The sequence below is a fragment of the Saliphagus sp. GCM10025334 genome (genome assembly GCF_042663485.1).
In the GTDB taxonomy this organism is placed as follows: Archaea; Halobacteriota; Halobacteria; order Halobacteriales; family Natrialbaceae; genus Natronosalvus.
Genome location: NZ_JBHTAF010000001.1, coordinates 585,435 through 610,381, shown reverse-complemented (window position 1 = coordinate 610,381; position 24,947 = coordinate 585,435). Strand labels below are relative to the sequence as shown.

Genomic DNA, 24,947 nt, shown 5'->3' with positions numbered 1-24,947 from the left:
CTGCCCATACACCTCATAGCAGCGCCCAGAGCGACGTAGTGTTGTCCGCATCGACCATGGACGGCTATTCGAGCTTGCATCCGGAAACAGTTATTCGAACTCGCGTCCGCAAACGGCTACTCGAGGCTGCGTCCACAGACGGGTTCGAAGACCGACTCGTGGAGGCGTTCGGCCACCGTCTCCATCAGCGGCTCGAGGTTCGCGGTGTCGGCCCGGTTGTACCGCACGAGCGTCTCGAGGGCGTCCTCGTCGCCACGTTCGTACTGGTGCCAGAGGCGAACCGCGTCGCGACCGCTGATGTCGGGTTGGTCGCGGTCGATGCCCAGATCCCGTTCGATCCGTTTGAGCCCGCCGGTCAGGTCGAGTTTTCGACAGGGGTACATGAGGTCGATGTGGGGCACCGAGGCGTCGACGTCGAACGCCGTCTCGAGGAACGGGACGTCGAAGCGCTGCCCGTTGAACGTGACGAGTGCCGCGGCGTCGTCGAACTCGCTCTGGAGGCGGTCCCGCGTGAGGTCCTGGCCGTTGACGTACGTCCGGGTTTCGCCACGACGGTGGACGCTCACCGTCGTCACGTCGTGACGACTGGCGTCGAGGCCTGTCGTCTCGATGTCGAGGTAGCAGACGTCGTCGCGAACGTTCTCGAAGAACCGCCAGCGACTCGCCGCCGGGAGCGCCTCGGCGAACGGCGAGACGTCGCCGGCCTCGAGGTGGCGTCGACCGTCGTCGATGAAGATCTCGATGCGGTCGGCGACGGTCGAACCGACGACGCTGCCGTCGAACTCGTCCCAGTGGGTGATGCCGTGCTCCCAGAGGCGACGCTCGGTGGTCTCGCCCACGCCGCGAACGGGGAGAAAGCTGTTCTCGATTTGCACGTCCGATGAGGGGCGTTCAGGTCGCAAAAACGTGTGGGTTCGACCGGACACGAAACGAACGGTCCGCCGTCTTTGCTATAGATTCTATACTCATTGTCGAGGCCGGCTCGAGGCGCTCTCGGCGTTCGACTCGCCATTACCTGGCTCGAACAGTATCGAAACCCCCCGTTGTACCCCGCGGTCGATTTCGATTGGCTAGCGGTCGGATCGTGAGAATCCGAACCCCCTCCCCGAAACCTAGTAATAGTACAACTCGACGGTGTGACCGCAGTTGTGACACGTCGTCTCCGTACCGCTGAGACGGTGTTCCTCGTCGCTCGCCTCGAGGTCGTGCCCGGGTTTCCTGATCCCCGGTCCGCCGGGGACGGCCGCGCGAACGGACTCGCTACAGGCGGGACAGCCGACCGTTACTCGTGGGCGTTCAGATTGAGACATACCTGCCACGTACCGTATCGGTCGTTTTTGTTATACGAGTCATAAGCCCGGTCAGCGGCCGCCTAGCCGGGATCGAACTCGCTGAAACCGTTCGGAAGCGTGCCTTACCGATCGAACGAAACCGGCTCGAAGTCGAAGAACGCGGTCTCGTACCCGTCGTGTCGAGCGACCTGTGGCGCGGTGTCGACCGAGACGGTCACGCGCTCGGCCGCGTCCAGGTCGTCTGTCGCCAGCCCGTAATGGTGACCGAACTCGTGATCGAGCGTTTCGACCAACGATTCCTCGAGCAGCGTCTCCCCGTCGGCCTCGAAGGTGACTGACAGCGACGTGAAGGGAAGGGGGATGTCGTTGTACGGCGTGCGTGGACAGACGGCGAGGTACGTGTCTGCGTCCGCGTCCGCGTCGTCGGACAGCCGCTCGAGGTCGGTCTCGATGGCGGTGATGGCGGCGTCACCGCTCCGTTCGGTGCCGAGGCGGGTTCCGGGGAGGTCCGAGACGGCGGGCCCGGTGAACGCGGGTGCGGCGCCGTTTCCGTGTCCGTGGTCGCCCGACCCAGTTTCGTCGTGCTCGCCCCCGTGCCCGTTCCCGCCCCCGTGGCTCATCACCTCGAGCGCCCCCCGCGTCCCCTGTTCGTCCTCGGGAACCGAGATCAGTTCGAGTTCGCGTACGTCCGCGCGGGCGTACTCGAACGGAATCTCGACCGTCTCGGCCGACTCGAGTCGCCCCTCGAGGTCGCCGGTTCGGCGGGTCGTGACCGGCCCGACCTGGATGCGGGCCGTGTACGATCCCTCCTCGGGGAGCGTGACGTTGTCGCCGTAGTGAAATCCCATTCGCTGAGCGAGCATCGACCAGGGGGCGTCGCCGTGGACGAGGTCGCCGTCGGCGTCGACGATCTCGAGGCCCAGGTCGGCGGGGAGAACGACGCCTGTCGCGTCGTCCCAGACGGTCATCATCAGGTGGTGGGTGTCCTCAGTCTGGACGTCGACGCGCTGGCGCTCGCCGGAGACGAGCCAGAACCGGTGGGGGAACGTGTAGGTGAGCGAGACGGAGTAGTCGCCCGCCGTCGCCTGGCCGTACGTGGCCATCTCCTCCTCGGCAGGGGGCACGTAGACGGCGTCGGGGCGATCCTCGAGCAGCGGCGGGGTGTTCCAGGCCGACTGCTCCTCGAAGCCGAGGCGCTCGAGGCAGCCGGCGAGTCCGAGCGAACCGGCGATGGCGGCGGAGCGGAGCGCGTCTCGCCGAGAGGCGGTCATACTCGAATCGAGGATCGAGGCGCCAAAACCGCTGTCGGTTCGCCGATTGCCGAACCAACGAGCCTTTGATCGACCGGTTCCAGGATTCGAGTATGGACAGACGGACGTATCTCGGCGGTCTCTCGACGGCGGGTCTCGCCGGGGTTGCGGGGTGTCTCGGCTCGATCGAGAGCGTGCTTGGCGAGGACGAGCCCGAACCCGGCCGCGGAAACTGGGGCGACGGCCAGACCGTCCTCGAGACGCCGACCGAGGACAGGGGCGATCCAGTCCACCCGATCTACGGCCAGGAGATGCCGTCGTTTTCCTTCCCGGACCCCCTAACTGGAGAAACCGTCTCCTCGAGCGACCTCAAGGGCGAAAAATCCTATCTACTGACGTTCTTCTTCACGTCCTGTCCCGACGGGGTCTGCCCGACCCTGCTACTGCGGCTGCGGCGCGCACAGGCCGACGCGGTCGAGAACGGCTACGTCGACGATCTGGACCTGCTGGCGCTCACGTTCGATCCGGAACGGGACACGCCGGAGGTACTCGAGGAGTACGCGGGTCAGCAGGGCGTCGACCTCGAGGTCGGCAACTGGCACTTTCTTCGCCCCGAAGACAACGAGACGGCACAGGCGACGATCGACGAGAAGTTCGGAATGAAGATCGAGCGAACCGACGACGGGACGGAGGGAGACGGAACCGACGGCAACGACCGTGGAGATCACGAAAACGACAGCGACGACCAGAGCGGGGGGAACGGCCACGACGATCACGACCACGGCGCATACACGTTTACCCATATCGCCCTGATCTTCCTCGTCAACGAACACGGCGTCGTCGAGCGCTCCTATCCGCGCGGGACCACGGTCGACACCTCGAAGGTCCTCGAGGACGTACGCACGGTCGTTGGACAGTAACATGCGCCGGCGCGACCTCCTCGCAGGACTCGGCAGTCTCGGCGTCCTCGCCACCGGCGGCGTCGTCGCCACGACCGACGTCTCGAGCCTGCAGTCTCGCTTCCGGCGTCGCTTCGGTGACGAGGCCGACCAACTCGAGGTCGAGACGGTCGACGCCCAGGGGAGCGAGGCCGGGACCATCGCCCTCCCCTCGCTCGAGCAGCCGACGTTCATCGACTTCTTCGGGACGTGGTGTGGCCCGTGTATCAAGCAGATGCCCGCACTCGTCGAGGCCCACGAGCGTCTGGGCGACGAGGTGCTGTTCGTCTCGGTGACCAACGAGAACGTCGGGTCGTCGACCGGCGCCTCGATCACGGAGGCCGAACTCGCCGACTGGTGGGCCGAACACGACGGCAACTGGACGGTCGGCGTCGACCGAACCGTCGAACTCGCCGAACGCTACGGGCTCCAGGGCTACCCGTACGCGGTCGCCGTCGACGAATACGGCTTCGTGCAGTGGTCCGAGGGCGGCATCAAGTCGGCTGACGAACTGGTCGCCGGTATCGAGCACGCGATCTGATCGATGGTCGATCTCGCCTTCGTGTCGACGGTCGCGTTCGCCATCGGCGCCGGGATCGCGACCTTCTTCTCCCCGTGTGCGTACCCGTTGCTCCCGGGGTACGTCGGGTACTACGCGAGCCGAACCGAGGACGCAGAGCCAACGCTCGGGGGTTCGCTCGCTCGCGGTGTCGTCGCCGGTGCCGGCGTCATCGCCACGTTTCTCGTCCTCCTCGGGGCGACGTTCGTGGTCGGCCACGAGACGCTCTCGAACATTACCCTGTTCGAACCGATCGTCGGCGCGTTGCTGATCGTGTTCGGGCTTCTGGTCGTCGCCGGACGGGCGCCCTCGATGTCTTTCGCGCTTCCGAAACGCCGTTCGAGCGTCCTCGGGTTCGGCGTCTTCGGCGCCGGGTACGCGCTCGCGGCGGCCGGTTGCGTCGCGCCGCTGTTCGTCGGCGTCCTGACCAGCGCGCTCTCGTTACCGGCGGGCGCTGGCGCGCTCGTCCTCATCGCGTACGTAGGGAGCGTCACCGGGCTCATGATCTCACTCACCGTTGCGACGGGGATGGGACTCGTCGCCGGGGCGGGGTGGATCGCGGCGCACACGGGAACGATCGAGCGCCTCGCCGGCGCAGTCATGATCGTCGCCGGTCTCGGACAGCTCTACCTCGCGATCGTGATTCTCGAGGTGCTGTGAGCGGTTTCGAGACCGACGCCGTAAACGCAATCGCTCGCTACCGGTCGATACGGTGGGGCTACTTAATCGTCTCAGGCCGGTCGTGTTCGACAGTGACTGACGAGACCGGGCGGCCAGACGACTCGCAGACGCCACCGCGTCGGAGGTGACTCCGGTGAGCGAGCGCGCCGGCCTCGAGTCTCGCGGTACGCCGCCAGTCCTCGTGATCGACCCGGCCGATAGCGTCGGTGAGACGGCGCGAACGCTCGAGGACGCCCTCGGCGTGGGGGCCGTTCACCGGGTGACCGACCTCGGGACGGCCCTCGAGTACCTCGAGATGGCGCAGACGGGCTGTCTGGTGTACCCGTTCGACCTCCCGCCGGCCGATTTGAAACGCGTTCGCGAGCGCGCCGACTGCCCGTTCCTGGCGCTCGCGGCCAGCATCGACGCCGAGGCGGCGCTCGAGGCCGGGGCGACGGACGTGCTCGACCCGGACGCCTCGCGAGCAGAGGCTCGCGCACGCGTGGAAACACTATTGAATGCGTCACCGTCCGCCTCCGACCAGACCCGAACGGTGCTCGAACGGGCCGCCCTCGAGAACGGACCCGGGGCGGCTCTCGTCGTCGACTCGACGGGCACCGTCGAGTCCGCCCTGCCCTCCGTCGAAGCCGTGCTGGGCTACACGCCGGGTGAACTCGTTGGTCGACCCGTCGAGGACGTCGTCCACGACGACGATCGACAGTCGATCCGGCGCGCGCTCGAGGTGGCACGGAAATCATCGGCGGACGAAGCGGGGGACGAGATGGCGGACGAGGGGGGAGTCGAGGCGAGAGACGCCCCGACTGGGCCGCAAGTCGTTCAACTGCGCCACGCCGATGGCACGTGGCGAACGCACGTCGCGACGGTGAGAGGCGGCGACCCAGTACCCGACGACGGCCTCGTTCTGACCGTCGGCCCCGCGCCGGAACCCGACTCGACCGACGTCGAAGCCTGGGTCGGCGCGCTCGAGCGTCCGGCGTTCGCCGTCGACGAGGGGTGGCGGGTCGTCGCGGCGTCCGACGAAGCCAGCGTCCTCTTCGTCGACGGTCCCACGGCCCGGACCCCGATCCAGGAGGTGCTGCCGACGGACCGTCACGAGGCGATTCTCGACCGCCTTCGGGAGGCTCGAGAGAGCGGGTCGTCGGTTCGGTTTCGGACGTCGCTCTCCCTCGCCGGGGAGGGGCCACCGGACGAGGAAGGATCGACGCTCGAGTGGGTCGCCGCACCTACGGAATCGGGCGTGCTGGCCATCGCCGTGGGTGCGTCGACCGATCGCGACGAGGCGTCACCGGACGACGACTCGGGCCCGGCCGTCGAGACGACTCGAGCACTCGAGGCGGTGACGGCGTCGCTCCGAATCGGCGTCGTCGTCTTCGACCGGGAGACGGAGCGAACGCTCGAGGCGAACCCGGTCGCACGGGAGCTGCTGGGTGCGACGGACGTGCTCGCCGGGGCACTCGACTCACTGGTCGACGAGCGGACGCTGGACAGAATCCGACGTCGAGCGGGCGACTCGACGGTACGGCGCGCGGACACTTTCGAGGCGACCATCCGAACGGGAGACGGCGACCGAACCGTCTCGGCGACCGTCGTGTCGCTGGCTGAGGACCGAGCGGCGTTCTGCGTACTCGGCGACCGTCCGCCGTCGGCGGACGACGCCATCGTCTCCGTCCTCTCCCGGACGAGTCGCGCGCTCCGGTCGGCGAGTTCGCCGTCGGTAGTGAGCCAGCACCTCGCCGACGGCGTCCTCGGGCTCACCCCGTCGTCGGCCGCCTGCTGTTACCTGCTCGACGGTGAGCGACTCTATCCGGCGGCCGTCGCGCCGACCGACGCGGATCCGACGATACACTTTCCGACCCTCGACTGTGCGGACGTCCCGGCGCTCGACCCGCGGCGGCTGTCGGGACCGTCGCTCGGCTATCTCGAGTCGGGAGGGTTCGACCCGCTGCTCGCAACGGGGGTGGTGGCGACCGATCAGGTGTTCGTCGCCCCGGTCGGTGACCGCGGGGTCGTCGTCGCCACGGGACTCGGCCTGCGGACGCTCGATTCGACGGACGTCGAGGCGACCTACTGGATGACGGCACTGGCCGCGACCGAACTCGAGGCGATGGACCGCCGGCGCGCGCTCGAGGCGCTGGAGGAGACGGTCGACCGCCTCGAAGCGGATCGCGACCGACTGGGTGAGCTCGAGGCGGTCGTCCAGGGGCTCGAGTCTACACTGGCCGACGCCTCGGATCGTCGGGCCACCGAGTCGGTGCTCTGCGCCGACCTAGCGGCGCTCGAGTGGGTCGACGGCGCCTGGTTCGGTGACGTCGATCCGGCTGCCGAGAGCCTCACCGAGCGAGCAAGCGCTGGGTCGTTGACCGCGAGTTCGCCGATCGGAACCGACGGCTTCGTAGAAGACGTCGACTCGCTCTCGGCGGCGATCGAATCGGGGTCGGTGAGCCACGTCCCCGCCGCCGACCGGAACACGCCGGGGACGGTGGGACGAACCGACCGTCGTGGTCGATCAGGCCGCCCCGACGACTGGGCCGGCGACTCCGTCTATCTCCCGCTGTCGTTCGACGACCGGCGATACGGCGTGCTGGCGCTCTCTGTCCCGGCAGCCGCCGCGACCGCCGACCTGCTCGAGCGACTCGAGACCCTCCGAACGCACCTCTCGCTCGCCTTCGCCGTCGGCGAGTACCGGCGGTTCCTGACCGCCGAGGACCGACTCGAACTCTCGTTCACGCTCCCGTCGGTCGACGACGGGGCGGACCGTCCTCGGACTGCGCCGGAAGGCCCGTCGGAACGGCACCCCTCGAGTGATCCCCTCGTCGCCCTCGCCACACACTGTCGGTGCCGAATCGACCTGCTGGCGCTCTCGGAGGGGCCGAGCGGGACGTCCGTCGTGTGCTCGATTGTAGACGACGACCTCGAGGCGGCGACCGTTCGCTCGACCGCCGACGGAATCGAAGGGCTCGAGGCGCTCGACGTATCGAGCGAACGAGGCGCCCGTCTCCACGTCGAGGCGCGCCTCGTCGGCGAGACGCTCGTTGGACTGGTAGGCGCACATGGGGGAGATCTCCGCACGATAGACGGACGCGAGCGGCAACCGACGTTCGTCGTGGATCTCGCGCCCGGAACCAGCATACGGTCGTTCGTCGACCGACTCGAACGCTGGGAGCCTGGCGTCGAACTCCGCTCGAAACGGGTCGTCTCGTCCGGGGACCGTCCGTCCGGCTCGTTCGAGGACCGTATCAGAGAGCAGCTGACCGAGCGCCAGCTCGAGACGCTCAGGATCGCGTACTACGCGGGTTACTTCGCGTCCCCGCGCGAGCACACGGGCGGCGAGGTCGCCGACCTGCTCGACGTGTCCCAGCCGACGTTCACGCGACACTTGCGTATCGCCGAGCGAAAGGTGTACGAACTCCTGTTCGAGACGGGGTGGCTCGAGCGATCGCGGGACTAACCCGACATTACGGGCCGTCATCTCGTCGCTGGCACGCCTATCGAGGCCGGAAATTCCGAATTACTCACCGCATCGTGACTGTCCGTCGAATCGATGGATGAATCAGTTTAGCGCCTCGTTAATCGCCCGTTTCACCATTTAGCGTCTACCACCAAGTGACTCGGGGCGAAATGCACGCTTGATGTATCTGTCTGCGATAAGCGGCGATTACCCGACTCACGCTTCGCGCGGGGTGGTCCGTCGATGAGCACCAATCCACTCGACGCCGATTCGGTTCCCCTTCGATCTCAGGCCGACGGCGGTATCGTCGCCGAACTCGAACTCGATCACGACGAACTGATTCTCCGACCGACGCTTCGCCGGCTCTCCAGCGGTCGCGTCGAGCTGGAGTACTCGAGCGAGCTCGAAGACGGCACCACGGTGATCTTCTTCGTCGCCGAGGCCGCTCCTTTCGACGAACTCGAATCTGCGCTCGCGCGCGATACTACGGTCTCGAATCCGACGCTGGTCGAACGGTACCCGCGAAGACGGGTGTATCGAGCCACGGTTACCGACCGAGCGGTCCGATTCACGAGCCAGGTCGTCGAAGCCGGCGGCCGCGTCCTCGACCTCTCGAGCGGACAGACGGGCTGGGTGCTTCGAACGCGCTTTCCTGACCGCGATAGCTTACTGGCGTTCAACCAGTCGTGTCGCCGGCGAGGAATCTCGTTTCACGTCAACCACTTGCGCCTGGCGGAAGCGAACGAGACGACCGCGATTGGACTGACCGAGAAACAGGAAGAACTTCTGAGCGTCGCCTACGAGGAGGGGTACTTCGACGTTCCGCGCGGCATCTCACAGGACGAACTCGCCGAGACGCTAGGGATCTCGAAATCCGCCGTCTCCCAGCGGCTCCGCCGGGCAGTGACCGAGCTGTGTGAGTCGTCGCTCTAGGGCTCGATCCGAACTAGTCGGGTCGCGATTATAGACTGTGTTATAGACGCTGTTTTCGATCGTGTAATCGGTTCAAAACTGTTTCCGGAGACGCGATGGGTGAACATACCGATGGAAAGGACCGTCTGCGCGGGCGGAATTCTCTCCCATCTCGTGAAATAATTCGATCTGCGTCGAAAGACGGCAATTTCGAGGGGCTCGAGGCCGGTTCGCGACGTATCAGCCGGTGGAGAGAGTACGTGGTGACTATCGACCGCGTTAGTGGATCTATAGTAATGGGTCGAGCGGCGCTCTGTAGTGCTATGACAGTGCATCGTTTGACGGTCCGAGCGACCCGTGGCGGCTCCCCCCGAAACCGCTCCGCATCTCTCCCTCGCACCCGGCAGACTCCTGCGGTCGACGAGGTGAGCCACTGATGTGTGGCATCATCGGACGCGTGGGAACCGACCAGGCGATCGATACCCTGCTGACCGGCCTCGAGAATCTCGAGTATCGCGGCTACGACTCCGCGGGCGTTGCCGTCCAGAACGGCTCCGGAATCAAGGTCCAGAAGCGCTCCGGGAAAGTCGACGACCTGAAGCGCACGATCGACAGCGACGCCCTCCACGGCGAGGTCGGCATCGGCCACACCCGCTGGTCCACCCACGGGCCGCCGACCGACGAGAACGCCCATCCCCACACCGATTCGACTCAGGACGTCGCCGTCGTCCACAACGGCATCATCGAGAACTACGCCGAACTGAAAGCCGACCTCGAAGCCGCGGGCCACGAGTTCACCAGCGACACCGACACCGAGGTCATCCCGCACCTCATCCAGTCGTACTTCGACGAGGGCGCCTCTGCCGAGGCGGCGTTCCGGCAGGCCATCGAGGACCTCGAGGGCAGCTACGCGGTGGCCGCGATGGTCGCCGACGATCACGTCATCTACGCCGCCCGGCAGGGCTCGCCGCTGGTCGTCGGCCTCGACGAGGAGGGCTATTTCCTCGCCAGCGACGTCCCCGCGTTCCTCGAGTACACCGACAGCGTCGTCTACCTCGAAGACGGCGACGTGGTCGTCGTCCGCCCCGACGGCATCGAGTTCACGGACCTCGAGGGCAACGACATCGAACGCGAGGCCGAGACGGTGAACTGGGACCCCGAACAGGCCGGCAAGGGCGAGTACGACCACTTCATGCTCAAGGAGATTTACGAGCAGGGCACCTCGCTCAGCCAGGCCATCGAGGGCCGGATCGACCACGAGGCCGGCGACGTCGCCCTCGAGTCGTTCCCCCCGGGAACGTTCGAGGGAATCGAGCGCGTGCAGTTCGTCGCCTGCGGCACGTCCTATCACGCCGCCCTCTACGGATCGATCGCGATGAACTGTGCCGGCGTCCAGACGAGCGCTCACCTCGCCAACGAGTACGGGGTAAGTGCTCCCCCCGTAGACGAGGACACGCTCGTGATCGCCGTCACCCAGAGCGGCGAGACCGCGGACACTCTCTCGGCGATGCGCCAGGCGGCGGCCGACGGCGCCCGACTGCTGACCGTGACGAACGTGGTCGGCTCGACGGCCGCGCGACTGGCCGACGACACGCTCCTCATCCGCGCCGGCCCCGAAATCGGCGTTGCCGCAACGAAGACGTTCTCCTCGCAGGCCGTCATGCTCCTGTTGCTCGCCCAGCGGGTGACCGGCGACGTCGTCGGCGAACAGCGGGCGAACCTGGAGGCGCTGCTCGAGGACGTCTCGGCGCTCCCGGAGACGATCGAGTCGGTCCTCGAGGACGACGATTCGAGGGGGCTCGCCGAAACGTACCTCGACAGCCAGTCGTTCTTCTTCATCGGTCGCGGTCTCGGGTTCCCGGTCGCGCTCGAGGGTGCGCTGAAGTTCAAGGAGATCACCTACGAGCACGCCGAGGGATTCGCCTCGGGCGAACTCAAACACGGCCCGCTGGCGCTCGTCACCCAGGAGACGCCGGTGTTCGCGATCTTCACCGGTGAGGAGGACGAGAAAGTACTGAACAACGCCGAGGAGGCCCAGACGCGGGGCGCGCCGGTGATCGCGGTGTGTCCCGACGGCCACCGTGCATTGAACGTCGCGGACGCCCACCTCGAGATTCCGGACGTCGATCCGGACCTGGCGGGCCTGCTCGCGAACGTCCAGCTCCAGCTGGTGTCCTACCACGCGGCGAACGCGTTGGGGCGACCGATCGACAAGCCCCGGAACCTCGCGAAGAGCGTCACGGTCGAGTAGCCGGTTCGTTCCTCGCGTCCTTGCGTTTGCTATTACGCCACGATTACTCGAGACTCCGCTCGAGTCCGTAAGTTTTCTCTCGCGCGCCGACGATCACGAGGTCGTCGACGACCAGGCTCCTGATGTCGGGAATCGACGCAGTAGCCTCGATTTCGCCCGCTCGAGTCAGTCGAACGAGTCCAGTTTCGGTCACGACGTACAGCGCATCCTGGGCAGGGTACAGCCGCTCGATCTCGTTCTCGATCGGCGTCGTCCATCGCTCGCTCCCGTCGAGGCTTTGGAGACAAACCTCGTTTTCGTCCGTGGCGAGGAGTATGCCGTCTGCGGTCAGGGCGAGGGAACCCTTCTCTTCTCGTTCGATCGACCACCGGAGGTTTCCATCCGTGGGGTCGAGTACGCCTATCGCGTAGCCGAACGTCACGATCAGGGAATCGTCCTCGAGCGCGTGGACTGCGACTGCACTCTCGAGTGCCGTCGTCCAGTCGGATTCGCCGTCCGTGAGTCGTCCCGCGGCGTCGTAGGTGCTGTAGTAGATCGATTCCGGCTCGGTGGTTCCGTCACCGTCGTCAGCGAGGTGAAACGTCCGCACTCGGTCATCACCGAGGTCGTGGTGCCACCGTTTGTCGCCAGTGTCGGCCTCGAAGGCCAGGAACTCGCCGTATTTCGTGACGTAGACGACACCATCCGCGACGGCCTCGACGCGAGGATCGACCGGGTGATCGTCCTCCCCATCGACGGATTTCGACCAGACGGTGTCTCCGCTCTCGGCGTCGACGGCCCACACGTTTCCGTCGTCGCTCCCGACGTAGATCGTCCCGTTCCACAGGCGGGGCTGGTGATAGACGCTTCCGGTATCGAGCGTCCAGCGTTCAGTGCCGTCGAGATCGAGCGCGTGGAGTCGGCCACTGCCGCTTCCGATCGCGTCGTCACCGTAGCCAGCGTAGAGACCGTCGTCGACGAGCGGACGAGTGAACGAAGAGTACCCGTTCGCCTCACCGTAGGCCCATAGACGGTCTCCAGTTTCGGCCTCGAGGGCGACGAAGCCACCGCTTCCGTGCATAAAGTCTTCTCGCCCGTAAACGACGCCGTCGACCGCAGTGTCGAGCCACGTGCCTACCTCGTACGTCCAAACCGGAGCCAGGTCCTCGAGAGAGTCGGTATTTTCGCCGCCGGATTCACTGCCGTTCTGGCCATCCGTCGTCTCGTTCCCACCGGTTCCTGGATCGTATACGCCGGTTCCGTCCCCGGGTTTGTCGTCGCTATCGATCAGACAGCCGGCCAGCGAAATCGTCCCCAGCCCGAGTAAAACCGCCCGACGCGTCGCTCGTGTCATGTTGGGAACCATCCGGTGGCGGGGCAAGTGTCTTCGTCTAGCTCAAAGAGCGCTTTCAGGTTCGTCGACCGACGAGGTAGTCTCGTCGAATCACTGGTATACTATAAAAACGATAGCAATCACTTCTGTCCGTTATGGACGGCTGATTTCCAAGTCATCGAACGCCGCGCAGCTATCGACGACAGAGACACCGCTCTCGAGGTGAGCCAGCGAGTACCGTCAGCGAAAACACTCAGTCGATGTGCCCTTCGCGGCGCAGCTGGTCGGCGTCCTGGCCGGTGTAGCGCCACTCGATCGTCGCCTTCTCGTCCTGCCAGTCCCAGGGTTCGGCGACGACGATGTCGTCCTCGTTGATCCAGGTCCGGTACTTCATGCGGCCGGGAATACGGCCGAGACGGCTCTTGCCGTCCTCACACTGGAGTCGGACGTGGTTGCCGCCGAGGTGTTCGGTGACCACGGCGAACACTTCGTCGTCGTTGGGCATCCGCAAATTGCGTCGTTGGTGTTCTTCGCTCACACCATCACTACGAACTCCAGCGGTATAACGTATCGGTGGCTCGTGGTATCATATAACGAGACACTCGAGAGAGAAACACAGAGACGCACCCGTCGGTTAGCGTCGGACTCGAGGTGCGTCGGTTCGGTCGCTACGGCGGGATACAGAATCTGAGCGCCCCGGTAGCTATCGGTCCCGGTCGACGGTCTCTCCAGGATAGCTTGTCGCCCCCGCAGAGAGCTTCAACCCCGGCGTCAGACTGGTGTTGATGCCCGTTTTGACCTCGTCGCCCGCGACCACGCCGAACTTCCGGCGACCGGTCGAGACGCGCTCGCCTTTCACGGTGAATCGGACGTCCTCGCCGTCGTGGCGTAAGTTCGCGACGTTCGTTCCGGCACCGAAGTTCACGTTCTCCCCGAGAACGCTGTCGCCCACGTACGAGAGGTGACCCACGGTCGCTCCCGCCGAGAGGACGCTGTTTTTCACTTCGACGGCGTGGCCGATTTTCGCGCCCTCGCCGACGAGCGTCGAGCCACGAACGTAGGCGTTCGGACCCACAGTTGCCCCCTCGCGGATCAGTACCGGCCCCTCGATCACGACGCCGGCGCGGACCTCTGCGCCCTCCTCAACCACGACCGGTCCCTCGAGTGTGGCGTCCTCGCTCACCTCGCCCTCGATCCGGGGCTCGAGTTCGCCGAGTTTCCACTCGTTAGCTTCGAGCAGTTCCCACGGGCGGCCGACGTCGAGCCAGCGGTCGACGACCACGGGCGTGACGTCGAACTCGTCGATTACGGTCGCAAGCACGTCCGTGATCTCGTACTCGCCGCGCTCGCTCTCGGGGACCTCGAGCCATGCTTTCGCCTCGGCGGGGAATGCGTAAGCCCCGGCGTTGGCGAGGTTGGTGGGCGGGTTCTCCGGCTTTTCGACGATGTCCGTGACGCGCTCGTCGTCGGTGCTGAGCACGCCGTAGTGCTGGGGTTCCTCGACTTCGATCGCACACACGGCAGGACAGCGAGTGAATAGTTCGTCGATGGCCGCCTGATCGTAGAGGTTGTCCCCGTTGAGGACGGCGAAAGGACCCTCGAGGTGATCGCGCGCCGCGTTGACGGCGTGGGCGGTTCCCTCCTGGGACTCCTGGACGGCGTAGCGGATGGGCGTCGAACGGTACTCCGTGCCGAAGTGCGAGCGAACTGCATCGGCCTCGTACCCGATTACCAGAACGATTTCGTCGGCTCCGGCGTCGATGGCGGTATCGACGGTGTGGCCGAGTAGCGGGCGATCGGCAACGGGGAGCATCGGTTTCGGCAACTCGCCCGAGAGCGGACGAATCCGGGTCCCCTCTCCAGCAGCGAGAATCACGGCTTTCATCAGTACCTACGGGTTATACGAATTCACGGATAACTATACGGGTTATACGATCACCCGACGGGAGCGTGACCGGCTGTCGAGACCGCCGTCCAGCGAAGGAGGTGCGAGGACGTTCCGTCGAGCGCTTCGGTTCGGCGTCGAGATCGAACCACCGCCCGAGCGAGCACGATTGGGTGAACGGTTCGCATCCGTTTTCCCGAGAGTTGCAACTGGCCGTATCGGGTTCCTTCGCGCCCGTTCGCCCCGAAAACGGCGGACACCACTCGATCGACTGGCGGCCGTCTATCCCGCTACTAATTTCGTATTACGTATGAATAACGATCCATTACACGTCCATCGTCGGCTGATTGTCCGGATTTCGGGACACTGTCCCATTCGAGACTTGCACGGCGTTTTGAAACCCTTGCAGCCGATTTCATTCGTTAGGCGACCTATAGTAAATACCCTAACGTCGAAAGAGGCTGTTGATGTCGACTGAACCAACGCAGTGGACCCCGATGGCGTCTCGAGAGGCGGCGACCACGACTACACCCGAGTGCCTGAACTGTGGCAACCGGGTGACCAGGCAGTTCGCCCGCGTGTTCGGCGACAACCGAGACGACGTCCACGCGTGCCCGGACTGCTCGACCTACCGGGAGATGAAGACGGCCGATTTCATCCCCGAGGATCGACGCTGACCGGCCTTCGTGGTTCGTAAATCCCTACCTGACCACTCGGCCCCCACGCTCCACGGCTCGAACACCAATATTGCCTCGTCCGGGAATTGCCTGTCACTCGGTATCGAGGCGCGTTACTCGACGCGATCGCGCGCCGCCGCCACGACCAGCGGCAGCGTAATGGTCGCGTCAGCGTACACCGACACATTTTGAGCCTCTGGCTCGAGTTTCCCCCACGACCGAGCTTCGTCGAGGGTCGCCCCCGAGAGCCCGCCGGTCTGGGGCGGGTCCATCGTCAACTGGACGGCATAGTCGTAGGCTCGCGGGGTGACTAGCATCGTCTGAAGCGTGAAGTTCTTCGGCACGCCGCCGCCGACGACGAACGCGCCGGCCTCGTCCGCCTCGAACGCGAGGTCGGTCAGGCCGGTCATGTCCCCCAGCGCGTCGAGTGAAAAGGCAGTCGTCTGGGAGTACATCCAGGCCTGGAGTCCCAGCACCGAATCCTGGACCGCGGGACAGTAGATCGGCACGTCGTTCTCGTAAGCCGCCGCCGCGAGACCGGAATCCTCATCGATGCCGTTTCGCTCGTTCACGTCCGCGTTCGCCCGCCCCAGCTCGCGGGTCAGCCGTTCGATCGAGACCGACCCCTCGTCTTCGCACTCGGACTCGAGGACGGGGAACACCTCCTCCCGGAGGTGGCCCTCGAACTCCGCGAAGTGTTCCTGGGGGAGGTAGACGTTGTAGATTCGGTCGACGCCCTCCTCGCGAAGGCTTTCGTCGTGCTCGCGTTCGGTTTTCCCCTCCGTGTGGACGGCGCCGTGGTGGTGTTTGCCGCCGATGGCCTCGATCGAGTCGTGGGTGAGGTTCGCCCCGGTCGTCACCAGGGCGTCGACGTACCCGTCGCGAACGAGGTCGGAGACGATTTTGCGCATCCCCGTCGGCACCATCGCGCCCGCGAGGCCGAAGAAGACGGTGACGTCGTCGTCGAACATGGCACTCGTGACGTCAATTGCCTCGTGGAGGTTCGCGGCGCCGACGCCCGCACGTCCGTACTGGCTCGCGAGGTCGTCGACGGACATCCCGGAACGGACCTCGGCGTGGCCGACGGGGTCGTGGGCGAACGTCTCTCGTTCGGGCTCGTAGTGGTCGGCCTCGTGTTCCGAATCGCGACCGTTGTTGTCGTGGTCATGGTTGGGGTCGTGGTCCTCGTCGCCAGTCATACTCGAGCCTGGGTGAGCCAGTCGTTTCAACGCCGCGATTTTCTGGCCGACGGTCGCGTCGAACCGCACCCGCGTTCTCGACATTCCCCTCGTCAGTCTCGAGCGGTTCAGTCCGAACGAGGAGTCGTACGACTCGTGGCTCGAGGCTCACAACTAACGCGTCGAATCGACGACGAAAAAATAACAGGAGCGTGGAACGGTCGGCGTTCGTGTCGACTCAGTCGTCGTCGTACTCCTCACACAGCGTGTCGGTGTCGGCGTCGGCCTCGTCGATCTTCTTGTTGTTGAAGTAGAGGTTGACCATCGCCTTCCCCTTCTTGTCGAGGTCGACCCAGAAGTAGTGGGTCTCGCCGACGTCGAGTTTGATCGTGTCGGCCTCTTTGGTGTAGGCGCTCTTCCAGGTCACCCGGACCTTGTAGTCGTAGCAGTTGTGGATGGCGAACCTGGCCTTCCCCGGCTTCTTGCCCTTCCCGGGCCGGTAGCAGAGCCCGTCGAGGTCGATGGCCTCTTTGGGGTTTTCGGGGCCACAGACCTTCTCGGCGACCTCGTCGGTGTCGAGTTCCTCGCCGAGGTACGAGAGGGTCACGTCGTCGTCATCGTCGTCGACGTCGACCCAGAAATCCAGCGAGTCCATCGCGGAGACGTAACCGGAGCCGTCGTACTCGCAGTCGTCGTCATCGTCATCGTCGTCGACCGACCAGGACACGGGCACTGTCTGCTGATTGTAGTTGAACACGCGGAAGCGTGCGCGACCGTTCTCGTGGCAGACCGCCCGGAACCGGATCTTGTGCGGGTTCGGCGTGCAGCGTTCGTCCGTGTTGACATCGGCTTCGTCGACCTGCTCGTCGTCGTAGAGCAGTTTGACGTGTGCCTTCCCCTTCTTGTCGAGGTCGGCCCAGAAGCATCGCGTGCCGCGTGCGGGGATCGTCAGGAGGCCCGCCTGGTGCATGTAGGTGCTGCGCCAGACGACCTCGACGTCCTCGTAGAATTGGTTGTGGACGCAGAACTTCGCCATTCCGGGGAAGTGATCGCCCTTCTTCTTTTTCTTCCCTTTCGAGCCGTCGTCGACGTCGCCGATCGTGAACGCGCTGACGGACGACTCCTCGTCGTTCAGCGTGAACCGCGCGGTGTATACGCCCGCTTCGGCCGGGTTCTTAACGTCGTCGAGGCAGACCCGAATTTCGTCGCCCTCTTCGAGGTCGCAATCGCCATCGAACTCGAGGGTGAGCGTCTCACCGTCGTCGTCATCGTCGACCTCGTCCAGGTCGTCGGTCACGTCGTCACCATTGAGCTCGACCGACACGTCCTCGTCGCCGACGTTCGATATGTCGACGCCGCTTCCACAGAAGTCGGCCTCGATCTCGTTCAGCGAGTTTCCATCGGCGTCGTCACCGACCGTGAGCGTGAAGCAGTACGTCGCCTCGTCGCAGGTCCCGTCGGGATCGACCGAGACGTCGTTCTCGCCGTTGTAGACGCGCTCGTCGATGTAACACGCGGGCTCGAGGTCGATCGCTTCCTTCGGGTCTTCAGGCGCGCACACCTTCTGGTCGTTGGCGTGTTTGACGTCGATCTGCTCGCTGTCGTAGAAGAGCCTGACCGTCGCGTCGCCGTGGTCGGCGTCGACCCAGAAGTACGCCGAGTCCTTGCCGGACACTTTGAGCGAGCCGGACTGGTCGGTTCCGTAGACGTCCCAGGTGACTTTCACCGTCTTCTTGTTGTGGTTGTCGACGCGGAACTTCGATCGGTCTTCCTCGTAGCAACTGGCCACGAGCCTGATGTTGTCGGCCATCCCCTCGCCTGCGCTCACAGTTCCGGTGGCAAAGCCGGTGCCACCGAGGAGCGCGCCGGAGGCGGCGATTCGTTTGAGGCTGTCCCGTCTCGTGATGGATCGTTCGTCTGTCATCGTAGTCTCCCGGGGGATCGCCCCCAGAGTGAGTACACCTCCACGAGATGGACAGTTTGTAATCGATGAACTACCGGTTTTCACGAGGCTCCTTCGAAACGAATCGTCTCGCCCGCGAGAATAACCCCGCCGTTGACCGAACGAGGGCGTGAGAATCGCTCGAGTAACGGATCCCAAACTCGATTGTACAGCGGGTCAATCGGGGAAGACGGGGCCAGTGTTTGCCACCTCGACCCGTCGCCAGACGCTCGAGTAGCGAGACCTTTCACCGGACAGTCACGTCTGACGAGGGAGTAGGGGCCGGCTACAACCCTCGAGAACGCCTCGCGTAGTCCTGTGAACACGGCTCGAGTACGTCGCGAGCGCCGGTCGTCGCGGGTCCCGAAACGACGGGAACGAACTGAAATTCGGTGCAATGGTTGGCGGGGTGAACGGTGCGGGTCCGGCGATTCACGTTCGAACCGACCGCTCACAACCCAGTCGGCGCCTCGAGGAACGTCGTCTCGAGGCCCCACTCCTCGGCTAGTCCTTGCAACGACTGGACGCCGAACGTCTCGGTGGCGTAGTGCCCCGCCAGGACGACGTGAACCCCCGCCTCCTTCGCCTCGTGGTAGACCTGCTGTTTCCCCTCTCCGGTGACGAGCGCGTCGGCGCCAGCGTCGACGGCCTCCTCGAGCCAGTCGACTCCGGAACCGGTGACAATGGCCACGTCCTCGATGTTCTCGGGCCCGAATTCGAGGAGCTGTACCGACTGGCCGCCGGTGTCGAGCGTCGACTCGAGTGTCTCCCGGAGTTCCTCGGGCGCGTACGACTGGGCCGCGTGCCCTCGCTGGCCGATGTACTCGGGTCCGTACGCGCCGAACGGCCGGCGGTCCTCGAGGTCGAGCACGTCGGCCACGCCAGCGGCGTTGCCCAGTTCCTGGTGGCCGTCCAGCGGCAGGTGGGAGACGTAGAGTGCCAGCTCGTGCTCGAACAGGGGCTCGAGGCGGTCGTAGGTCCGTCCGGTGACGCGCTCGAACCCGCCCCAGGAGAGGCCGTGGTGAGTGACGAGTACGTCCGCGTCCGCGTCTGCGGCAGCGTCGATCGTCTCTCGAGCGGCGTCGACGGCGAAGGCGACGTGCTCGACGGTCTTTTCGTAGGGGCCGACCTGCATGCCGTTCGCGCTGGCGTCGAGGTCGGCGAAGTCTGCGGTTCTGAGTTCCTCGTCGAAGCGGTCGACGAGCGTGGTGAGGTCCATGCTCGCAGGTTCGTCGGGAGGGGTGTTGAGTCGGACGGTTCGGACTCGACGTCGATCAATGCTCGTCGCCAATCGACGCTCGACGCATCTCCGGATAGCACGGGAAACGGGACGATACTCAGAGGAACAACACGAACGTTGCGACGAGTATCGCGAGAACGAGTATCCCAACACCGATCCGTAGCGGCGTGAGAACGCCGTCTCCGTTCGCAGGTTGAACCGTCGTCTCACGAAACTCCGGTCCGAGGGTGTGAACCTTGTCCAGGTTCGGACAGTCGTGGTTCTCGGGAAGACGGTGTTCGCTACAGTAATATTCGCTACAGTAGTTGCAATCGTTCGGAAGATTCAGCGGTTCGTGGCACACGTGGCAGCGAGTCATCTGTACTAGCGGTATCTCTCGATGTAAACGTGATAACGTTTCCCACGTTCGAGTGGCTGGGTGGGAGTGCTATTCGATCCCGCCGTGGATCGAGCCTACCGGTACTGATTCAATCGTGCTTTCAGTCGCTTCGCCGCCTGGCCCGCGACGTCAGCGAACTTCTCACCTGCCTCCTCGCCCGCGAAGATGATCCCGCGCGAGGAGTTCACGAGGCCGACCCCGTTCGCCAGGCCGAACTCGACGGCCGCCTCGGCGTCACCGCCCTGAGCACCCACGCCGGGCACCAGGAACGGCAGGTCGGGCACCTGCTCGCGCAGGTCTTCGAGTTCCTCGGGCTTCGTCGCGCCCACGACGAGTCCCACGTTGTCGTTCTCGTTCCAGAGGTCCGCGAGGGCCGCGACGCGTTCGTACAGCGGTTCACCCGTCTCGAGTTCGAGGTCCTGCAGGTCGGCCCCGCCGGGGTTCGACGTGCGACAGAGGACGAAGACGCCGGCCTCCTCGTTCGCCAGGAACGGCTGGAGGGAGTCCCGGCCCATGTAGGGGTTGACGGTGATGGCGTCTACTTTCTCCAGCAACTGGGCGTACTGCCTGGTCGTGTTCCCGATGTCTGCCCGCTTGGCGTCGAGCAGGACGGGAACGCCCTTCCCGTGGGCGTAGGCGATGGTCTCCTCGAGGGCTCGCCAACCGTCGGGGTCCTCGTAGAACGCGGCGTTGGGTTTGAACACGGCCGCGTGTTCGTGCGTGGCGTCGATGATCCGGCGGTTGAACGCCCACCGCGGGATGTCGCGCTCTTGCAGGTGCTCGGGAATGCGCTTCGGGTCCGGGTCGAGACCGACGCTCACGACGCTGTCGACCGTCACGATGCGGTCGTGCAACCGATCGAAGAAGTTCATGGCCTCGAGTGCTCGAGGCAGGGACGAAAACGTTGCTATCTTCAGTACCTGAATTCTCCAGTGTGAACCCGGACGCATTAGAGTGCGCCAAAAATGAGCGCTCGAGCGGCGCACGCTGCGGAGAGCGCGGACAGATCGTCACCGCGCGCGTAACGCGTGGCGCTCTCGAGCCGCTACTGCCTCGTCGTGGATCGTACGACGATGGTCGTTCCAGGACACGTACTTCGCGACCGGCGTCGCCCCGACAGGGACGGTCGGTCGGCGCTGTGCATTCGGATGCTCCATAGCACAGATACCTATGTCACGTGTGAGCATAAGACAGTCGTCGGCTGCCAGTCGACATAATCGGTCGCTGGCAAGAGCGAGAGCCCGTTCGCGGAACCTCTCTTCAATCCTCCTTGGTTCGGCGCCCATCAGTCCTCGCACTCGAGAGGGAATGCCTCGGAGGTTGCTTCGTCGATTGGACCCATACATCGAGTGCTCACCGGCGTCGCAGATACGGTGGGACCGTGAGCGAGCCGCCTACCGCTCGAGTACTTCCACCAGGTTCCCTTCCGGATCGCGCAGAAACAGTATCGATGTGCCGCTCTCGGTGGTCCGGGGCTCGCTCAGCGTCTCCACCTCGGCGGGCAGGGACTCGAAGAACGCCTCGAGGTCGGTCACCGAGAAGCCGACGTGAGTCGCTCCCGGCCGATTCAGTTCGGAGTTCGACCTGGTCGCTCCGGTTGGTGCGTACTCGACGAGTTCGAGGCGGACGTCGCCGGCCTCGAGGTGGACGAACCTGCCTGCGGCGTCGGGGACGTCCACGGCGTCGGCGAACGCGGGCCCCGAAACGGAGAAGCGATCGAGCACGTCGAACCCGAGCACGTCGCGGTAGAAGGGCAAGACGGACTCGATGTCGGAGACGGTTATTCCGACGTGGTGTGTGCGTGGCGTCGTCATTGGTTCGACTTCACGGATGCGGCACGAAAAGTGCGCCGACCGTTCGCAGGTTAGGACCGCCAGTACGCTGCCGTCAGCAACACCAGCACCGGGAAGATTTCGAGACGACCGATCCACATGTAGAGGATCATCAGGAGTCGCGAGGTAACCGGGAACTCGCCGTAGCCCCCCATCGGACCGATGATGCCGAACCCGGGGCCGATGTTGCCCAGGGTAGCGATGGAGGCCGTGACCAGTTCGATCGCCTCGAGGTCGAGGCCGACGCGGGCGGCGTCGGCAGCCAGCAGCAGAACCCCGAGGAAGAACAGGCAAAAGTACAGCAGCGTGAAGGCGTAGATGCCCCGGATTGCCTCCTCGTCGAGGGGTTCGCCATTCATGCGGACCGGGCGAACGGCCTCGGGGTGGACCGTCGTAAACAGTTCCCGTCGGAGGGATTTGAGGATGACGAGCCACCGGAGTACTTTGATTCCCCCGCCGGTCGACCCGGTGCTCCCCCCGATGAACATTGCAAAGAGCATCACGGCCTTCGCAGTGCCGCCCCACTGGTCGAAGTCGACGTTCGCAAAGCCGGTCGAGTTGGTCAGCGAGGCGATCTGGAAGGTCGCGTACCGCAGTGAGGGCTCGAGGCGACCGCCGATCTGGCCGACCTCGTCAGTGCTCACGGCGGCGTCGAAGAAGAGAACGGCCGTGAGCACGACCGAGAGCGTGGTGACGGCCCCGAGGTAGAGACGGAACTCGTTGTCCCGAAACAGGGCTCGCGTGTCCCCCGAGACGAGGTGCCACCAGAGGACGAAGTTGACTCCGGCGATGAACATGAACGGCACGATGAGCCACTGGACGGCCGGCGAGAACGTCTCGATGCTCCTGGCTTCGGGAGAGAACCCGCCGGTGGGAAGCGTCGAGAGGCCGTGAGCGATCGAGTTGTACAGGTCCATCTCAGGCGCGAATCCAGCGAGGTGAAGGCCGTACAGCAACGCCATCAGGAGGAGGGTGAAGCCGATGTAGGCGAACCAGAGCACCCGCGCCGTCTCCGCGATGTGGGGCGTCAGCTTCGAAACGCCCGGGCCAGGACTCTCGGCTTCCATCAACTGCGCGCCACCGACGGACATCTGAGAGAGGATCGCCACCGCGAGGACGATGATCCCCATCCCGCCGACCCACTGGGTGAGCTGTCGCCACAGCAACATCGCCCTCGAGTGGGTGTCGAAGGAGATGTCGCCCATCACCGTCGCGCCGGTCGTCGTGAAGCCGCTCATGCTCTCGAAGAGGGCGTTCGTCGGGTGGGCGACCGTTCCGTTCCCGGCGAGGAAGTAGGGAAGCGCACCGAAGATTGCGGCGAGAAGCCACGTCAGCGCGACGACCATGAACGCCTCTCGAGCGCCGGGATCGGGATCCGGGTCGAGTTGTCGGAGCACGAGCCCGAACCCAACGGTGATGCTCATCGCGACGACGAAGACCCAGAGATCCTCGCCGCCGTATGCGAACGCCGTTACGATCGGTAGGATAAAAGCGAGTGAAAGAAACGCGAGTATCGTCCCGACGAGGCTCAGCCCGGCCCGCCAGTCGACGCGGAGATGGGCGTTCATCAGATCGCCTCGAGCACCTGATCAAGAATCGTCGCATCGACGAACAGCACGATGTGATCGCCGGGCCTGAGCGTCGTGTCCCCACGTGGGGTCACGAGATTGCCGCCGCGGGAGATGGCGCCGATGACGACGCCCTCGGGGAGGTCGGCGACCGAGTTCATGATCGTTCGACTGGCCAGGGCGCTGTCGGCGCCGACCTCGATCTCGATGACCTCGGCGCGGTCGTGCTCGAGCATGGCCACCTTCTCTGCGCGGTTCGATCGCGTGAAACGGACGATTTCCTCGGCGGTCTCCTCGCGGGGGTTGATCGCCACGTCGACACCGACGGTCTCGAACAGTTCGGCGTACTCGAGGTTCTCGATGACGGCGACGGTTCGGTCGACTCCCATTCGACGAGCGAGCAGAGAGACGAGCAGGTTGCGCTCGTCGCTTCCGAGGGCGGAAACGACGATGTCTGCTTCGTCTATGTGCTCGCGCTCCAGGAAATCCGTATCGGTGGCGTCGCTCTGCATAACGAGCGTGTTCGGCAAGGCTTCGGCGACTTGCCGGGCGCGATCGGGATCTCGCTCGATGAGGCGCGGTTCGTAGCCGTGTTCTTCGAACTCGCGGGCAGCCTGATAGCCGATCTCGCTGGCGCCGACGATGACGACCTCCTCGTGTTCGGTTTTGGGGAGACAGACCAGGTCGTCGGCGAACGTCGAGACGGAGTCAGGGCTGCCGATGACGACGACGCGGTCGTTCGGTTCGATCACCGTCTCTCCGCGGGCGACGATCATGTCTCCGTTTCTGAAGATTCCAGCGAACGTCAACGAGTCGTACCGATCGGCGTCCTGGACACTCTGGTTGGCGATCGGGCTCTCGGGGCTGATCTCGAACTCGGCCATCCGCACGAGACCGCCGGCGAACATGTCGACGTCCTGGGCGCCGGGGAGGCCGGAGATGCGGAAGATCGCCTGGGCCGTGAGCAGGTCGGTACAGACCATGAAGTCGACGCCGAAAGCACCCTCCGATCCCTCCCACGTCTCGAGCAGCGTCCGCCGTCGCACGCGGGCGATGGTGAACGCGTCGGTCATCGTCTTTGCGGCACCGCAGATGACGAGGTTCACCTCGTCGTCGTCCGTACAGGCGATGACGAGGCCGGCCTCCTCGATGTTCGCCTCGTGAAGCGTCGTGATCTCGGTCCCGTCGCCCTCGATGGCGAGCACGTCGAGCGAGTAGGTGAGTTCTTCGACGAGATCCGGATCACGATCGACGACGACCACGTCGTGGGTCTCCTCGAGGTTCGTGGCGATCGCCTGGCCGACTTCGCCGGCACCGACGATGACTACGTGCACGATATCCCCCGTGGAAGCGGTTGCATTGGCGTGGTGTTTTGCTGGTACCGAAATAGACGTTACGACGTGGTACGACGTGCTGACTGACTGGTTAGTATGATCGAGCTCCTAACCGTGCTTCTGGCGTCTCCAACGACGAGAGAGCGAAGCCCTGATATCACCCGTGTGAATACGTGGTGGTAGCAGCCGTATTCTTCCCACCAATGTTCATACTCGCTCACCCATCTGCCGGTCGCAACGACGGACGAACGCCCCGGAATTGCCACGGA

22 protein-coding genes are annotated in these 24,947 nt (G+C 64.9%); 7 read left to right on the top strand and 15 right to left on the bottom strand.

Going from position 1 to position 24,947, the window contains the following annotated elements; all coding sequences use genetic code 11:
• Positions 1-116 precede the first annotated feature (116 nt).
• The 3 genes from ACFQO4_RS02705 to ACFQO4_RS02695 form a co-directional block, all read right to left on the bottom strand.
• On the bottom strand, positions 117-875 hold the full coding sequence (locus ACFQO4_RS02705; protein WP_500259462.1) for a ribonuclease H-like domain-containing protein: 759 nt from the start codon (positions 873-875) through the stop codon (positions 117-119).
• A 237-nt stretch (positions 876-1,112) separates the two neighbouring features.
• On the bottom strand, positions 1,113-1,310 hold the full coding sequence (locus ACFQO4_RS02700; protein WP_497903128.1) for a hypothetical protein: 198 nt from the start codon (positions 1,308-1,310) through the stop codon (positions 1,113-1,115).
• Between the two features lie 104 nt (positions 1,311-1,414).
• Complete coding sequence (locus ACFQO4_RS02695) at positions 1,415-2,563, bottom strand: DUF7350 domain-containing protein (RefSeq protein WP_500259461.1); 1,149 nt, start codon at positions 2,561-2,563, stop codon at positions 1,415-1,417.
• A 92-nt stretch (positions 2,564-2,655) separates the two neighbouring features.
• Between ACFQO4_RS02695 and ACFQO4_RS02690 the strand changes: the two genes are divergently transcribed.
• The 6 genes from ACFQO4_RS02690 (at position 2,656) to glmS (ending at position 11,331) form a co-directional block, all read left to right on the top strand.
• Positions 2,656-3,462 carry an SCO family protein gene (locus ACFQO4_RS02690; RefSeq protein WP_500259460.1) on the top strand — a complete coding sequence of 269 codons (807 nt, stop codon included), beginning with the start codon at positions 2,656-2,658 and terminating at the stop codon, positions 3,460-3,462.
• 1 nt (position 3,463) lies between these two features.
• Entirely contained in the window at positions 3,464-4,021 is a 558-nt protein-coding gene (locus ACFQO4_RS02685) for a TlpA family protein disulfide reductase (protein ID WP_500259459.1), read from the top strand.
• Between the two features lie 3 nt (positions 4,022-4,024).
• Positions 4,025-4,699: a cytochrome c biogenesis CcdA family protein gene (locus ACFQO4_RS02680; protein ID WP_500259458.1), complete on the top strand. Its 675-nt coding sequence runs from the start codon at positions 4,025-4,027 to the stop codon at positions 4,697-4,699.
• Positions 4,700-4,853: 154 nt separating this feature from the next.
• Entirely contained in the window at positions 4,854-8,168 is a 3,315-nt protein-coding gene (locus ACFQO4_RS02675; RefSeq protein ID WP_500259457.1) for a bacterio-opsin activator domain-containing protein, read from the top strand.
• Between the two features lie 243 nt (positions 8,169-8,411).
• Entirely contained in the window at positions 8,412-9,101 is a 690-nt protein-coding gene (locus ACFQO4_RS02670; RefSeq protein WP_500259456.1) for a helix-turn-helix domain-containing protein, read from the top strand.
• 415 nt (positions 9,102-9,516) lie between these two features.
• Positions 9,517-11,331, top strand: coding sequence for a glutamine--fructose-6-phosphate transaminase (isomerizing) (gene glmS, locus ACFQO4_RS02665; RefSeq protein ID WP_500259455.1), 1,815 nt, complete (start codon positions 9,517-9,519; stop codon positions 11,329-11,331).
• Between the two features lie 43 nt (positions 11,332-11,374).
• On the opposite strand, the gene ACFQO4_RS02660 is transcribed toward glmS, so the two are convergent.
• The 3 genes from ACFQO4_RS02660 to glmU all read right to left on the bottom strand — a co-directional run bounded on the left by ACFQO4_RS02660 (position 11,375) and on the right by glmU (position 14,528).
• On the bottom strand, positions 11,375-12,664 hold the full coding sequence (locus ACFQO4_RS02660) for a PQQ-like beta-propeller repeat protein (protein ID WP_500259454.1): 1,290 nt from the start codon (positions 12,662-12,664) through the stop codon (positions 11,375-11,377).
• Positions 12,665-12,896: 232 nt separating this feature from the next.
• Entirely contained in the window at positions 12,897-13,181 is a 285-nt protein-coding gene (locus tag ACFQO4_RS02655) for a translation initiation factor eIF-1A (protein ID WP_256548189.1), read from the bottom strand.
• A 165-nt stretch (positions 13,182-13,346) separates the two neighbouring features.
• A complete protein-coding gene (gene glmU / locus ACFQO4_RS02650) occupies positions 13,347-14,528 on the bottom strand; it encodes a bifunctional sugar-1-phosphate nucleotidylyltransferase/acetyltransferase (protein WP_500259453.1) in 1,182 nt (393 codons plus the stop codon).
• A 467-nt stretch (positions 14,529-14,995) separates the two neighbouring features.
• On the opposite strand from glmU, the gene ACFQO4_RS02645 reads away from it, so the two are divergent.
• Positions 14,996-15,205, top strand: coding sequence for a DUF7563 family protein (locus tag ACFQO4_RS02645; RefSeq protein ID WP_253434122.1), 210 nt, complete (start codon positions 14,996-14,998; stop codon positions 15,203-15,205).
• 113 nt (positions 15,206-15,318) lie between these two features.
• Here ACFQO4_RS02645 and ACFQO4_RS02640 read toward each other — a convergent pair whose 3' ends face one another.
• From ACFQO4_RS02640 to trkA, 9 genes are all read right to left on the bottom strand, one after another.
• A complete protein-coding gene (locus ACFQO4_RS02640) occupies positions 15,319-16,404 on the bottom strand; it encodes a deoxyhypusine synthase (RefSeq protein WP_500259452.1) in 1,086 nt (361 codons plus the stop codon).
• A 217-nt stretch (positions 16,405-16,621) separates the two neighbouring features.
• Positions 16,622-18,307 carry a hypothetical protein gene (locus ACFQO4_RS02635; RefSeq protein WP_500259451.1) on the bottom strand — a complete coding sequence of 562 codons (1,686 nt, stop codon included), beginning with the start codon at positions 18,305-18,307 and terminating at the stop codon, positions 16,622-16,624.
• Positions 18,308-18,776: 469 nt separating this feature from the next.
• Positions 18,777-19,544, bottom strand: a complete 768-nt coding sequence (locus tag ACFQO4_RS02630) for a Nif3-like dinuclear metal center hexameric protein (RefSeq protein WP_500259450.1) — start codon at positions 19,542-19,544, stop codon at positions 18,777-18,779.
• Between the two features lie 118 nt (positions 19,545-19,662).
• Positions 19,663-19,923: an AN1-type zinc finger domain-containing protein gene (locus ACFQO4_RS02625; RefSeq protein WP_500259449.1), complete on the bottom strand. Its 261-nt coding sequence runs from the start codon at positions 19,921-19,923 to the stop codon at positions 19,663-19,665.
• Positions 19,924-20,018: 95 nt separating this feature from the next.
• Positions 20,019-20,816 carry an orotidine-5'-phosphate decarboxylase gene (pyrF, locus tag ACFQO4_RS02620; protein ID WP_500259448.1) on the bottom strand — a complete coding sequence of 266 codons (798 nt, stop codon included), beginning with the start codon at positions 20,814-20,816 and terminating at the stop codon, positions 20,019-20,021.
• A gap of 138 nt (positions 20,817-20,954) precedes the next feature.
• Positions 20,955-21,101, bottom strand: coding sequence for a hypothetical protein (locus ACFQO4_RS02615; RefSeq protein ID WP_500259447.1), 147 nt, complete (start codon positions 21,099-21,101; stop codon positions 20,955-20,957).
• 237 nt (positions 21,102-21,338) lie between these two features.
• Positions 21,339-21,758, bottom strand: coding sequence for a VOC family protein (locus tag ACFQO4_RS02610; protein ID WP_500259446.1), 420 nt, complete (start codon positions 21,756-21,758; stop codon positions 21,339-21,341).
• 50 nt (positions 21,759-21,808) lie between these two features.
• Positions 21,809-23,344, bottom strand: a complete 1,536-nt coding sequence (locus ACFQO4_RS02605; RefSeq protein ID WP_500259445.1) for a TrkH family potassium uptake protein — start codon at positions 23,342-23,344, stop codon at positions 21,809-21,811.
• Positions 23,344-24,678: a Trk system potassium transporter TrkA gene (trkA, locus tag ACFQO4_RS02600; RefSeq protein ID WP_500259444.1), complete on the bottom strand. Its 1,335-nt coding sequence runs from the start codon at positions 24,676-24,678 to the stop codon at positions 23,344-23,346. Before trkA ends, ACFQO4_RS02605 begins: the two co-directional genes overlap by 1 nt.
• Positions 24,679-24,947 lie beyond the last annotated feature (269 nt).

Bases quoted from the DNA above. Each gene is read 5' to 3' on its own strand.
- ACFQO4_RS02625 (WP_500259449.1), bottom strand. From the start codon at position 19,923: ATGACTCGCTGCCACGTGTGCCACGAACCGCTGAATCTTCCGAACGAT.
- glmU (WP_500259453.1), bottom strand. From the start codon at position 14,528: ATGAAAGCCGTGATTCTCGCTGCTGGAGAGGGGACCCGGATTCGTCCG.
- ACFQO4_RS02685 (WP_500259459.1), top strand. From the start codon at position 3,464: ATGCGCCGGCGCGACCTCCTCGCAGGACTCGGCAGTCTCGGCGTCCTC.
- ACFQO4_RS02695 (WP_500259461.1), bottom strand. From the start codon at position 2,563: ATGACCGCCTCTCGGCGAGACGCGCTCCGCTCCGCCGCCATCGCCGGT.
- ACFQO4_RS02610 (WP_500259446.1), bottom strand. From the start codon at position 21,758: ATGACGACGCCACGCACACACCACGTCGGAATAACCGTCTCCGACATC.
- ACFQO4_RS02605 (WP_500259445.1), bottom strand. From the start codon at position 23,344: ATGAACGCCCATCTCCGCGTCGACTGGCGGGCCGGGCTGAGCCTCGTC.
- ACFQO4_RS02640 (WP_500259452.1), bottom strand. From the start codon at position 16,404: ATGACTGGCGACGAGGACCACGACCCCAACCATGACCACGACAACAAC.
- ACFQO4_RS02700 (WP_497903128.1), bottom strand. From the start codon at position 1,310: ATGTCTCAATCTGAACGCCCACGAGTAACGGTCGGCTGTCCCGCCTGT.
- ACFQO4_RS02645 (WP_253434122.1), top strand. From the start codon at position 14,996: ATGTCGACTGAACCAACGCAGTGGACCCCGATGGCGTCTCGAGAGGCG.
- ACFQO4_RS02690 (WP_500259460.1), top strand. From the start codon at position 2,656: ATGGACAGACGGACGTATCTCGGCGGTCTCTCGACGGCGGGTCTCGCC.
- ACFQO4_RS02635 (WP_500259451.1), bottom strand. From the start codon at position 18,307: ATGACAGACGAACGATCCATCACGAGACGGGACAGCCTCAAACGAATC.
- ACFQO4_RS02630 (WP_500259450.1), bottom strand. From the start codon at position 19,544: ATGGACCTCACCACGCTCGTCGACCGCTTCGACGAGGAACTCAGAACC.
- ACFQO4_RS02660 (WP_500259454.1), bottom strand. From the start codon at position 12,664: ATGACACGAGCGACGCGTCGGGCGGTTTTACTCGGGCTGGGGACGATT.
- glmS (WP_500259455.1), top strand. From the start codon at position 9,517: ATGTGTGGCATCATCGGACGCGTGGGAACCGACCAGGCGATCGATACC.
- pyrF (WP_500259448.1), bottom strand. From the start codon at position 20,816: ATGAACTTCTTCGATCGGTTGCACGACCGCATCGTGACGGTCGACAGC.
- ACFQO4_RS02680 (WP_500259458.1), top strand. From the start codon at position 4,025: ATGGTCGATCTCGCCTTCGTGTCGACGGTCGCGTTCGCCATCGGCGCC.
- ACFQO4_RS02615 (WP_500259447.1), bottom strand. From the start codon at position 21,101: ATGGAGCATCCGAATGCACAGCGCCGACCGACCGTCCCTGTCGGGGCG.
- ACFQO4_RS02670 (WP_500259456.1), top strand. From the start codon at position 8,412: ATGAGCACCAATCCACTCGACGCCGATTCGGTTCCCCTTCGATCTCAG.